The sequence below is a fragment of the Pseudoalteromonas aliena SW19 genome, assembly GCF_014905615.1.
GTDB lineage: Bacteria > Pseudomonadota > Gammaproteobacteria > Enterobacterales > Alteromonadaceae > Pseudoalteromonas > Pseudoalteromonas aliena.
This window is the reverse complement of record NZ_AQGU01000028.1, coordinates 238,042-251,202: the sequence shown is the minus strand read 5'-3', so window position 1 is coordinate 251,202 and position 13,161 is coordinate 238,042. Positions and strand designations below refer to the sequence as shown.

General features: G+C 40.5%; 9 protein-coding genes. 4 read left to right on the top strand and 5 right to left on the bottom strand.

What is annotated here, in order from left to right:
- Window position 1 precedes the first annotated feature (1 nt).
- Genes PALI_RS16345 through PALI_RS16335 form a run of 3 tightly spaced genes read right to left on the bottom strand, consistent with a single transcriptional unit; the run spans window position 2 to window position 4,642 of the window.
- On the bottom strand, window positions 2-1,072 hold the full coding sequence (locus tag PALI_RS16345) for an efflux RND transporter periplasmic adaptor subunit (protein WP_193156501.1): 1,071 nt from the start codon (window positions 1,070-1,072) through the stop codon (window positions 2-4).
- A complete protein-coding gene (locus PALI_RS16340; RefSeq protein WP_193156500.1) occupies window positions 1,062-4,334 on the bottom strand; it encodes an efflux RND transporter permease subunit in 3,273 nt (1,090 codons plus the stop codon). Before PALI_RS16340 ends, PALI_RS16345 begins: the two co-directional genes overlap by 11 nt.
- A gap of 5 nt (window positions 4,335-4,339) precedes the next feature.
- Window positions 4,340-4,642, bottom strand: a complete 303-nt coding sequence (locus tag PALI_RS16335; protein WP_077536321.1) for an ArsR/SmtB family transcription factor — start codon at window positions 4,640-4,642, stop codon at window positions 4,340-4,342.
- A gap of 124 nt (window positions 4,643-4,766) precedes the next feature.
- Between PALI_RS16335 and PALI_RS16330 the strand changes: the two genes are divergently transcribed.
- The 3 genes from PALI_RS16330 (at window position 4,767) to PALI_RS16320 (ending at window position 7,153) form a co-directional block, all read left to right on the top strand.
- Entirely contained in the window at window positions 4,767-4,955 is a 189-nt protein-coding gene (locus tag PALI_RS16330; protein WP_193156499.1) for a YgaP family membrane protein, read from the top strand.
- A 5-nt stretch (window positions 4,956-4,960) separates the two neighbouring features.
- Window positions 4,961-5,305: a rhodanese-like domain-containing protein gene (locus PALI_RS16325; RefSeq protein WP_077536325.1), complete on the top strand. Its 345-nt coding sequence runs from the start codon at window positions 4,961-4,963 to the stop codon at window positions 5,303-5,305.
- A gap of 63 nt (window positions 5,306-5,368) precedes the next feature.
- Entirely contained in the window at window positions 5,369-7,153 is a 1,785-nt protein-coding gene (locus PALI_RS16320; protein WP_193156498.1) for an alkaline phosphatase D family protein, read from the top strand.
- A gap of 80 nt (window positions 7,154-7,233) precedes the next feature.
- Here the strand turns inward: PALI_RS16320 and PALI_RS16315 are convergent, their stop codons facing one another.
- On the bottom strand, window positions 7,234-7,773 hold the full coding sequence (locus PALI_RS16315) for a PH domain-containing protein (protein WP_193156517.1): 540 nt from the start codon (window positions 7,771-7,773) through the stop codon (window positions 7,234-7,236).
- A gap of 252 nt (window positions 7,774-8,025) precedes the next feature.
- Here PALI_RS16315 and PALI_RS16310 point away from each other — a divergent pair, with 252 nt between their 5' ends.
- On the top strand, window positions 8,026-8,781 hold the full coding sequence (locus PALI_RS16310; protein ID WP_193156497.1) for a MipA/OmpV family protein: 756 nt from the start codon (window positions 8,026-8,028) through the stop codon (window positions 8,779-8,781).
- A 67-nt stretch (window positions 8,782-8,848) separates the two neighbouring features.
- Here PALI_RS16310 and PALI_RS16305 read toward each other — a convergent pair whose 3' ends face one another.
- Window positions 8,849-13,153, bottom strand: coding sequence for an alpha-1,6-glucosidase domain-containing protein (locus tag PALI_RS16305; RefSeq protein ID WP_193156496.1), 4,305 nt, complete (start codon window positions 13,151-13,153; stop codon window positions 8,849-8,851).
- Window positions 13,154-13,161 lie beyond the last annotated feature (8 nt).

Here is a 13,161-nt window from a genome sequence, read left to right as displayed (position 1 = left end):
GTTATTTAGTCTGGCTAACGTTATAATCAATAGCAATTATGTCGTCAGGGTTTAACCCTGCAACAACATGCTGCTGTGCATTCACAACCTCGCCTAAACGAACAAATCGTCTTTGTATGTGTCCATCCTCAATAATATATACCATATTAAGTTCACCAACGTTATGTACCGCACTTATTGGTACTAATACACCTTGCGCTTTATTTAGAGGCAATATGAGCTGCGCATATAAGCCTGGCATCAAGCCTAGTTGCGAATCAAAGTCGAGTTTAATTAATAAACTACGTGCGGCTTTATCTGCTACAGGTACTATTTCACTCACCGTTGCATCGCTTTGTGTATTTAATGAAGGGAATATAACCTTTAAACGCTCACCAATTTTTAGTTTTACTGCTTGGCGCTCCCGTATATTAAACTCTACTTGTAACTGCTTTGGGTTATAAAGTGCCAATAAAGTATTACCAGGTATTACGGTGTCACCTGGTTCCACTAAACGCTCAACAACGACACCTGAAATGGGCGCAGTAATAGAGGTAAAACTAAGGGCTATTTTTGCTTGAGCTTGCTGCTGCTCAGCCACCGAAAAACTTGCCGTTAAATTATCAAACTTAGCTTGTGCATCGTCCAACTCACTTACTGACACTAAATGCTTATTACTTAGCTCTTTCATACGTATTAGCTGTTTATTGGCTTGATTGAGTGATGCCTTAATTGCATTTATTTGTGCAGTACTTTGCGCTACTTGAGCTGTTATATCGTCTTTTTGCAAAGTGATAAGCACATCTCCTTTTATTACTTTATCGCCCGCGCGTACGTTTAACGTCTCTATTTGCGCCATGATACGTGATGATATTTGTGTGTTTTGTTTGGCGATAACGCTTCCAGGTACTTTTTCTACTTTTGCTATTGGTTGCAATGAAATAGTGAGTACATTACCACTGTAATCCGCTATATTATTTTGCTTTAAACCTGTACTTTGCTTTTGTGAAAAGCTACCCGCCATATATAACACAGCAATAATTACCACTAGTAAGGCAGCTAATGTGCCTAAAAGTTTTGATTTACCTTGCATGTGTATTTTCCTCTGTGTGTGCAAACACTAAATAATAAACAAGCGGTACTACAAAAAGCGAAAATAATGTAGAAGCCACAATGCCAAAAATAATCGCTATTGCTAACCCACTAAAAACAGGGTCGAGTGTAATCACCAAATTACCTAATAGGGTAGTACCTGCCGTTAATAAAACTGGCCGCATACGATGTGTACCAGCGGCAATTAATGCATCCTTGATTACCATCCCTTGTGCGCGAGCTTGATTTATAAACTCAACTAAAATAAGCGAGTTACGCACTACTATGCCCGCTAATGCAATCATTCCTATCATTGCGGTAGCAGTAAATAGCACCGGCTCTGGCGCTCCTGCAATAGTGCGCTCACCAAATTGGTTTAATAGCCAAAACCCAGGCATTATACCTATTACTGTTAAGGGAATAGCCGACATAATAATGAGCGACAAACTTACCGATTGGGTTTGTATTCGTAAAATTATAAAAATAGCACTCAATGCAAAGGCAAAGGCAATCCCCATATCTCTAAATACATCAATAGTGATACGCCACTCGCCCTCCCCGCTAAACGTCACATATGTACCTTGCGGTAATTGCCAAGCAGCCGTGCCGCCGTTATTAAAAAAGTGCCTATTAAGCCAATTTGTTTGAATAAAGTCGTTATTATTTACCGCTAAATCACTATTTATATCGGCAATAACCGCAGCGGGCGTACGACCATTTAGCTCAGCCGTTACATAAATCACATTACGCAGATCTTTTCGGGTTATAGGCTTAGCGACGTTTAAATCAATAAACTCACCTACCTCTGAAAGCGCGACTAATGGGCGCGGTGAGCTTATTAAACCAAATTCGCTACTGCTTTTGGCAAGCTCTCTATCACCTCTTATTTGCAGTGCGAGTAATTGAGACAACTGATTGCGTTCATCAAAGGGAAGCTGTAAATGAATTGCCACAGGCTGTGTTTCCCCCTCTAAATACATCGTACCAACGTCCATACCTTGAGCTGCAATTTGCAAAGCTTGAGTTATGTCTTGTGTAGATATTGCCGATAAGGCCGCCTTACCCTTATCAGTAATAAAACGCTGAAGGGGCGACGATTCGGCTAATGATGTATCAACTTCGACAACATGCGGCTCTTGTTTTAAACGCTGAGCCACGTGTTGAGCTGCTAAGTAATGAGTTTGATCATCCACAAAGGGATCGCTATAAACCTCAGCGACTAACGTACTTAAAACGGGCGGCCCTGGCGGCACTTCAACTACTTTTATGTTTATACCTTGTGTAGAAAGAGGTGCGAGCTGTTCACGCAAACGCATTACTACCCCATGAGATTGCTGTTCACGCTCACCTTTATCAAGCAGCAACACTCTTAGCTCAGCTAAGTTACTGGCCTCTCGGCGGTAATAACCTCGTACCATGGCATTAAAATCCATACTGGAAGGCTGACCAACATAAGCTGCAACTTCGCTTACTTCATTAAGTTGCCATGTAAGTGCCTGTACTTTGCGAGTTAATACTGCGGTTTGTTCTAAATTTGTGCCTTCTGGCATATCTATTAGTATTTGTATCTCGTTTTTATTATCAAATGGCAAGAGCTTCAGAGGTACTAATCGTAAAACGGGTAACATAGCACTAAACACAAATAAAATTAGAGTTATCCAAAGTATCCATTTTGCACGTGCTTTAGAGAGTAATAATGGGGTAAGTATGCGCTCATACATACCTATTTTATTTGTTGCTTGAGGCGCGTTGTAACTCGGTTTTAACAACTTCATAGCAAGCCATGGCGTTACAAAAAAAGCAACTAAGGTGGAAACCATAACGCTTACGGGCACATTAAATGCCATAGGCGCCATGTATGGCCCCATCATGCCGGTAATAAATGCTAGCGGAATAAACGCAACCATAATTGTCAAAGTCGACATTATTAATGCAGTACGGATCTCACTCATTGCACTTACAACTTGCTGCTTTTTATCTCCTTTTTTGTTTAAAGAGCGGCTAATATTATCAATACCGGTAATAGGGTCATCCACCAGCAAGCCAAGCGAGAGTATCAGTGCAAATAACGTAACGCGATTAATGCTGTAACCAAATGCAAAATCTAGTGTAAGTGTTATTCCGTAGCAAATTGGCACTGCCAACCCAACCACAACTGCAGCTCGCCAACCTAAAAATACACCAACAAATATCACCACCGTAAATACAGCAAACACTAAGCTAGAAGTTAAATTGTTTACTTTTTCGTCAGCCGTTTGTCCGTAATCTCGTAGTACGGTGTAATCAATCTCCTTGGGCAATAATGAATTTTTAAGTGCACTCATTACAGTGTGGACATCATTAGCAAGTGTGACGGCATTAGCGCCACCTTGTTTAGCAATGCTTAGTGTCACCATTGGCAAGCTTTGCTGTGAATGTGATTGCGCTAACCATTGATAGCTATGAGGCTCTGCGGGTCCATCTATTACTGTTGCCACATCAGTAATGTATACGCTCTTTGCGTTCACAACATTAACTATGAGTTGCTCAATAGCTGATTTATTTCTAAGTACATCACCCGCTTGAAGTATTATTTGCTGCTGCGAATTAACGATACTTCCAACTCGAACAAGCTGATTAGATACACTCAGAGCATAATATACATCGCTCAATGTTGTTTGATGAGCGGCCAATGCACTGGCATTTAGGTTAATAGTTAAAACGCGCTCCCGCCCTGCAATGACCTTTACTTCACTGGTGTGTTCGATGCGCTGTAGATTATTGGCAATCTCATTCGCAAAACGAGTTAATTCATAATCGCTATAAAGCTTTGGATCTTTACTGTACAGCCCCAACATAACAATAGGAACATCGTTTACCTCAATTGGCCGTACTTGCCAATGACTAATAACCGACGCCATCGTGTGCTCGTAACTGTAAAGCTTTGCATAAGTATCAAGTATGGCTTGTTCACGATTGTGGCCCACTTCAAAGCGCAGTGTCACTACTACACCATCAGTTTGTGTAGTTGAGTAAATATGTTTTACGCCACGTAATTGGGCTAATAACTTTTCAAGTGGTTGCGTGACTAGCCGAGCAACTTCTGGAGCCTCTATATTTGGAGTCGATACGTAGATATCGAGCATAGGCACTACAATTTGCGGTTCTTCTTCTCGCGGAGTTTGTTTTAGCGAAAATAGACCAAGCAAGATAGATAACACAAAAATAATGATAGGAATACGGCCATTAAGGCTACTTTTTACTGCGTTATCAATCGTACTCATAAACATTAACCTTTACAGAATAAACTGTATAGCGTGCTCAGTAATTGCACGGCATTATCGTCAATCACACGGTAGTAAATAGTTTGGCTTTCGCGACGTGTAGCCACAACATTCGCTTTTCGCAGTGCAGCTAAATGCTGAGAAAGTGCAGATTGTGCCAAAGGAACTGCTTCGTTTAGTTGCGAAACACTCATTTCTGTATCTTGGAGTGAACATAAAATCATTAAACGATTTTTATTAGCCAAAATCTTTAATAGCTGTTCAGCTTCGGCTACGTTGCCTGCCATTGCGGTAAAATCTATATTCATAGCGCGCTCTTATTATAAAAAGTAAGTGAAGTATAAATAGATACATTATAAATGTCTAATATTAGAATTTACTAATATAGAAAGATCGAATATAGTAAATGAAATATTAAAAATAGAAACTAAAATGAAGCTAAATAATTTACTGCGTTTAATTGCAGGCATCATGATTATTGTATCTGTATTACTACAAACCTTTGTTGATCCTCGTTGGATATGGTTAACTATTTTTATTGCACTGAATTTAGTGCAGTCCGCTTTTAGCGATTGGTGTCCAGCTATCGCACTACTACGCAAACTTAATGTTAAGGAATAAAATTCATGCTTACTTCAATCCCTGATTTACTAAAAACTATCACACCTAACCAACGCCGTATTGACGCAGAGCAAGCAAAACAAGAGCTTGAACAAAATAAAGGTTTACTTATTGATGTACGAGAGCCCGCTGAGCATGCAATAAAAGCGGCTGTTGGAGCAATAAACATCCCACGTGGATTGCTTGAAATGAAATTAATGGAAATAGAAAAAGACGCGACACGTCCAATCTACTTACATTGCGCTAGCGCTGCACGAGCAACATTAGCTGCAGAAGCACTTACCCGCATTGGTTACAAAGATGTCACTGTTATTACATGTGAAATAAAAAAGATACTTAACACCCTATAATGTTACATAAACGTAACAAAAATAAGGTAGACTCATTAGTTTTAGATTAAACAGGTACAACTAATGTCGTTTACACGAAGAACTTTTTTAAAGGCGTCAGCAGCGGGTTTTGGCGCTGCTGTTTTATCTTTTGGCCTTACTGGCTGCGCATTTGATGACAATGGCGATGTTCATATTCCGGTGAGCTTCGATCATGGTGTAGCGAGTGGAGATCCACTCAATGATAGTTTAATCATTTGGACTAGAGTAACACCAAAAGATACAACAACTGATAGCCTAAAAGTTCAATGGCAAGTAGCGCTTGATCCGCAATTCACTACCATTAGCCACGATGGTGAAGCGCAAATCAGTAATGCCACAGATTTTACACTTAAAGTAGATTTGCAAGGGTTACGTCCTAACACTGCATACTATTATCGCTTTAATGCACATGGTAAAACGTCACCAGTCGGGCAAGGTAAAACCTTACCTATAGGTGATATAGATAAAGTGAAACTAGCTGTTGTTTCGTGTGCTAATTATCCTGCTGGTTACTTTCATGTGTATGGCGAAATAGCGAAACAACCTGATTTGGATGCAGTAATACATTTAGGTGATTACATTTATGAATATGGTAACGATGGATATGCCACTGAAGATGCTGCAAAACTTGGCCGACTGCTTCCAGAAGATAACCAAGGTGAAATAATCACCCTTAGCGATTATCGTAAACGCTATGCAAATTATCGACTTGACGGCAATTTACAGGCTGCGCATAGTCACTGCGCATTTATCACAGTATGGGACGATCACGAAGTTGCAAATGATACTTGGCGCGACGGAGCTCAAAATCATAACAGTGATGAAGGCGACTTTAGCGAACGTAAATTACAAGCACTGCAAGCTTATTTCGAATGGATGCCTATTCGTAATGTAGCCGACAAAGAGCGTATTTATAGACGTTTTGAGTTTGGCAATTTAGTTTCTCTATACATGTTAGATACGCGCATGCTAGCCCGCGATAAACCACTCGATTATGCTGACTTTGAGTTAAGCACTGCAACAGGACAAGGTGAGTTCGTTAATGCGCTTGGTGCAGACGATCGTGCTTTACTTGGTAGTGAGCAGCTAACTTGGCTAACCGATGGCATTAAAACTTCAGATAATCGCTGGCAAGTACTTGGCCAACAAGTGCTTATGACTAAAATGCATTTACCTATTGAAGTTATGCTGCTTTTATCAAGCTTACAAACTACACAAGCCAGCGGTGGTGATCCACGTGCAATGCTTGCTCAAGCAAATATACTCTTTGCTGAGTTAGCGCAAATCAAAATCCGAGTACTTAAAGGTGATCCAACCGTTACTCCAGCTGAGCTTGCTCGTGTAGAAACAACTGTACCATACAATTTAGACGCTTGGGATGGTTATGCTTATGAGAGAGAAGTGCTACTAGGTACAGCGGTTGCTGCACAAAAAAATCTCGTTGTCTTAGCGGGCGATACTCATAATGCTTGGGCTGGACAGCTAAAAACAGATACAAATAACCCTATTGCGGCATCAAAAAACGCAGGTGTTGAATTTGCAACAGCGTCAGTATCTTCACCTGGCCTAGAAGAGTACTTAGCGCTGACAACTCAAGATGCGCAAACAGTTGCACAAATTGAGCAAGTCATTGCACTGTTAGTAAACGATCTCGCTTACAACAACTTAGTTAATCGTGGTTACCTCACCGTAACATTTACTAAAGAGCAGGCAAACGCTCAGTGGAACTATGTAAGCACTATTAAAGCGGCTGATTACCAAATGCTTGAAGAGCGTAAAAAAGGGTTCATTATGCTAGCAGGCCAACCTCAGCTACTAACCGTATAATCTGTACTCTGGCTAAAGAGCTTACTAACACGTTGAATCATTATGATGTTTATTTTTTCTCTAGCCAGAGAGTTTCTTAGTTAACGCTGTTTCTCAAGCGCTGCTAAACGTGTATCAATACGTTCAACCACCTCAACTAAGCGCGCTAATAGCGCTTGGTTAAGGTGATCTTCTGCAAGCTCATCTGCAACAGGATATTGTTCGTTTAGGTTATCTTTTTGAGTCAATATGGCTTCTCTAAATTCACCCGCATTTACAACCCCCAATAAAGAGACTAAAGCACCGTGGCCTGATTGCCCTGCTGTTTCAAAACTTAACCGATATAACCCAAAAAAGCGCATAAGCGGGCCTTGGCTTAATCCAACATCAGTGATTTTCTCAAGCGGTATCGACTTTTCCTCTTTAAATAATACCCCACGTTTAACTACTAGCTTTTGTGGCAGTAACTCAGCCGACATAGCCGCTAAAATTCGCCCTGCCACCAGCCATACAATAAGTAAAATTAATGGTATCAACGGAATAGTAACCAGTACTAGGCAACTAAATAGCACTGCTGTAACCATCCAGTACTGCTTTACCTTAGAATCGAACGATGCGCTTTCTAAAATAGTTTCTTGCATAATTTTATGATTTTTAATAACGATTAGCTCAAAGTACTTCATTGCAAAGTTGAATGCAATTACAGTCAAAATTTGTACAATCCAACACTTTAGTTCAACTGCTTACACATACTTAAAATTTAACACACTAACTTACAACTCTGTTTAGCTTTAGTCGCTACACTCAACGCGTTCAATCAATAACGTAAATTTTATAAACTTATTACCAATTTTATTAATACAATTGGTATTACATAAATAGTGAAGGTAATCATGAATACTTATGTAAAAAATAGTGTGCAACTGTTGCTTGGCGCATTCGCTTTATCAAGTATAACGGCTCAAGCTCAGGATGAATCTCCGTGGTCGATTGGTGCTGCCGTTATTTCAACAGGATCGCCTTATGCAGGGACTGATAACAAAATACTGCTTTTACCCATGATCAACTATGAAGGTGAAAAACTAACGTTTAGAGGCTTTGCTCTGGATTACAAGCTAGTTGAAGATGAAGGCTTTACTTGGTCAGCTATACTTGAACCTGGGCAAAATTTTGATTCATCCGACTCTGATATCACTGCAATTAAGGCCCTTAACGATCGTGAAATATCTCTTTATGCAGGAACTAAAGTAAGTTACGCCACAAAGTATGGTCATTTTAGTGCCAGTGCATCACACGATGTATTAGGTCACGGCGATGGCGCCATGTTTGATACTAATTATAGCTACCCATTTAAGCTATCAAAACAAATTATGTTAATACCTTCATTTGGTGTTGAACTCAATAGTAGCAAGGTATCAAACTACTATTACGGCATTAAAAAAGGCGAATCAAACACGTATGCCCCTTACAAACTCGGTTCTACCGTTAATTATAACGCTGGTATGTTGCTAAGTTATCAGCTGGATAAAAGATGGAATATAAGCGCTATGATCAGCTACACACGATTAGACTCTGATATTGAAAACTCACCAATTATAGATACGGCGAACATTTCAACTGCCATGATGTCGGTTAGCTATCAGTTCTAATTTAACCTGAACTCTGGTTAATTTAAAACATAATAAGCCGATCAATATAGTTGACCGGCTTATAGCGTTATTTTTTATTGATTAATACCTTGATGTTTTTTTTATCAGGGCCAATAACATTAAATGTATAATTTCCCTGCTCAGTAATTCTCAACGTTATATTCGCACCCACCGCTTCCAGTAAAGTCTGTTCACCTATATTTACAATTGGGGATTCACCAATACCGCCGTAATCAACGGTACTCCAATCCTCAGAAGCCACTTTAAACTCATAATTACCCGCTTCGAGGGTTAACGACGTTGTGTAAGTCGCATTGCCTTGGTAATTAAGTGGGTTATCTGTTCCCCATCCATTTAAACTGCCACGGATAAATACTTGCGTATCTGCAAACATTTCTACATTTAAAATGCTCAATGTAACAGCGCTTAAATCGCTCGCATCCACTATAAACTGGTATTCACCATCATTTGCAATATCTATCATCATATTAGCGCCGCCTATTGCTAGTCGTTTCGCTTTGCCTAAGGTAGTGCTTATATCTGTATCAGCAGAGCCATAATCAACGCGACTCCAATCCTCAGAAGCTATTTTAAATTCATAACTGGCTGCGCTGAGCATTTTAGTAAACGTGTAAATACCTTTCCCTTGATATATTAGTTCATCACTGGTGCCCCAATCGTTTAAGCTGCCACGAACGAATACCGGCGTGCTAGCAAATGGCTCTTCATTATAAATTTTTAAGGTTGGATTTTCTTTATCATTGGCATTAAATGAAAATACATACGTCGCATCAATGGCAGCTGTAAAGGTCATGTTTGCGCCTGAACGTGTTAAAGGCTCGCTTTGTTTTTCCACAACCTCTTTATCAGCATCTGAAAGCGCGCCAAAATCAACCGTAGCCCAATCTTCAGAGGCAATTTTAAACTCATAACTACCTGCGGCTAACGTGGCTGTAAGTCGATATTCGTCATCCCCAACATATTCAAAGCGATTTGCTGTGCCCCAGTCATTTAAGCTACCGCGAACATACACACTTGTGCTACCAAAAGGGAGCACATCAGGTTCGCCAACGGTTGCATTTGCACTTAAACCTACGCCTTGCGTGCTACCTTGCGGTTTTACAAATACAGCCATAGTGTATGCTGGTAGGTTAAAACTGCCGCTGCCATTGCCTTGGGTAAAAGAGGCCGCAGCCATTGCTGGGTCAACACTATTTTTAAGTACAGTGTGTAGCTCAAAGCCACTCGCCGTTGGTATGCTATGAGTAAGCAATTGCCCAGTGGAATTTATAACCACAACAAGCGCATCGTTGTTTGCATCAATATCGGTTAATCCTTCCCCATCATCAATACTCATAACAATTAAGCCATATTGCTGGTTTTTGCCCACATTATGAAAACCAACACGTGCTATTACATCTTGCTCTGTGGTTAATCTAAATAGTGGGCTAGCACTGCGAATAGCTAAAAACTCTTGAAAAACCCCACCAGCATAAGCAATATTTTGCGGTTGTGCAGCAGCTTGAGGATTACCCGAAATAGGCATTATTTCAGACCATTTTTCTTGATTTTTTTCAGCGTTAGGTAAACCAATATTCCAATTATTATTTTGCTTAGTTAAATCAACTGCATTAAACCAATCTCCGGCATTGTAGCTATCACGATCCATTGATTTTGAACGCAGTAAATCAGCGCCCAGTTGCATAAATGGGATACCTTGGCTCACAAGTGGCACTGCGAGCGCTATATTATGGGCGCGTACACGCTGTTCAATACTCATGTTTGCAATATGCTTGTATTGCAGTTGATCCCACAAGGTTTCGTTGTCATGTTTAGAAACGTAGTTAATGCTATCGGCAGGATCAAGTGCATACGCTGTTGGCTGAGTATTCCACGTAAAGCTGTTGCCCTTCGCTGAATTGCCTTTAAAGTCTTTTAGAATATAGTTTTGTAAATTGCCAGCAAGCGATAACCGCAATGTATCTTGCTCAGCTAAATTACCATCGGTTGGGTTATTGCTAAACAGTGCTCCCCCCCGAATAGCTTCGCGGATACGGTCGTTAAAAGTACCCACCTCTGAACCCGCCATATCAGCTTGTTTTGCTTGTATAAATAAACGGTTATTAGCTACTTCACCAAAGTCCCACCCTTCGCCATAAAAATAGTTATCTGCATCGATTGCTTGAACCGCTTCACGGGCTGCTAAAATTGACGATTTAGGCATATGCCCCATCACATCAAAACGAAAACTATCATACCCAAAATCACGGGCTAAAATCACTAATGAATCAGTGACAAACTTATCCATCATGACATGCTCAGTGGCGGTGTTTTCACAACATGTTGATTGCTCAATATCGCCGCTCGTTTCGCTGTATCTGTGGTAATAACCGGGTACTAATTTATCAAATACCGATTTATCCCAAATACCTGATGCTGTTGTATGATTATAAACAACATCCAGCACGACTCTTAAGCCAATTTCTTGTAGCGACTGCACCATAGCGCGCGTTTCAACTACGCGAGCAATACCCTCAGCCGTTGAGGCATAAGACCCTTCAGGGGCAATAAAGTGATGCGGATCGTAACCCCAGTTAAAACCATCTAGATCACGCATAGCACTGGTAAGTGCTTGGGCATCGTCAGAATTTGGTAAGTAACTTTGCAGCAATTTTACAATGGTGCTGTTCTTGTCTTCTGTTTTACAAGCATCGGCTTCATCGTTAATACGCTCACATAACTTACCTAACGTATCGGTTATTTCTACTCGCTCTGCGGCATTTTCTTCAATGGTGCCAATGTCTGTCACTGGTAACAAATGAAAGTGAGTTAAACCTCTATCAGCCAATTGTTTAAGATGCTGCATTGGCACGCTTTCATGCTCTGTAAATGCAAGGTATTTACCGCGATTTGGTGCACTAACACTGGTATCGCGCACACTAAAGTCACGTACATGCCCTTCATAAATAATCGCATCTTCTGGATTGGTAATGGTCGGTATACTGCGTTCATCCCAGCCCTGTGGTTTGGTGTCATCGTCATTTAGGTTGATTAGCTGCGAATACAAACCATTGCTTGATACATTGAGTGAATAGGGGTCTGTACTCCATAAACTTTCAATCGCTTTGGTGGTTGGGTGATATACATCAAACGCAAAACGGTAGTATTGGCGATCGTATTTGCTATCTAAGCTGATAGACCAAATGCCAGTATTACTATCAAATAGCATTGCACTGCTATGCACTTGTGCTTTATCGGCATCAAACACATTAAGCATCATATTATTGGCAGTAGGTGCCCACACTGATACATCAATTGCATTGTTATTGTAATTAACGCCTAGTTGCGCCTCGTTAGCATCATTTTCATTTTGCGTATAAAGCGCATCTAATGCCTTTGCTGTTTGAACGTAACTTGCTTCAAGAAGCTTGCCATCAGCATCAAAACCCGCCACTAGCAATTGTTGTTTAATTAATTGCTTAGCGGCCTCTGTATCCCAGTTACCTTGATACGCGGTCCAATTACTCAAGTGCGGTACTTTTAGTGCTTGCTCATCGGTTAAATTAGTTTGTATCAACTCAATGCTTTGACCATTTAATCCAGTCTCTTCATCAACCTCTAAATCCGCGCTTGCAGAGCTATATAATTTAATGATTTGACTCAGTTCATTACTCGGTTTGTACAGTACCGTATTTAAATCTATCCAATGTGCAGAAGCCCCTGTAATAGCGACCGGACGCTCACCTAAATTTAGAATAGGAAACTCAAAAACAGACGGCTCACCATGCAAAGTAAAGTTCATACGTTGAAACTTTTCGTCGTCTTGCATTAATGGCATTGTTAAATCAACATCACCAAATGCCTTACCGGTGCTCTCTGTACCTATATGAATAATAAAATTAGCACACTCGCTGTAACCAGCTTTGAGTTTTATAATCCAATATGCACCATAATTCGGATCTATCCCATCATGAACATGACCATCTGCCCAATCGCTCGTATCAAAAGGTGGTGCAAAAGCATCGCATACATCGTCATTCCACGAATGTAATCGGTAACCTTCATAGTCAGCGTCTGTTATGCGGTTATAAAACAAAATTGCCTCATTATCGCCAGGAAAAACTACGGGCTCTGGTAACGCAGGATCAGCACCTAAAATGCAGCTTTCATTTTTTTCATCAGGAACTGTCGGGGCAGCACACTTTATTGGTTCAGGTTCGACACATTGTGTACCAGCTTCATTTGGGACTTGAGGTGCATTACAAGTGAGTAACACTTGCTCAGATTTTGCATCCTTGCTGCCACCACAGCCTATTAAAACCAATAGGTATAACGCAGCTAGCAAGTAGCTATATATTTTAATTATTTTCATTTTTAAAC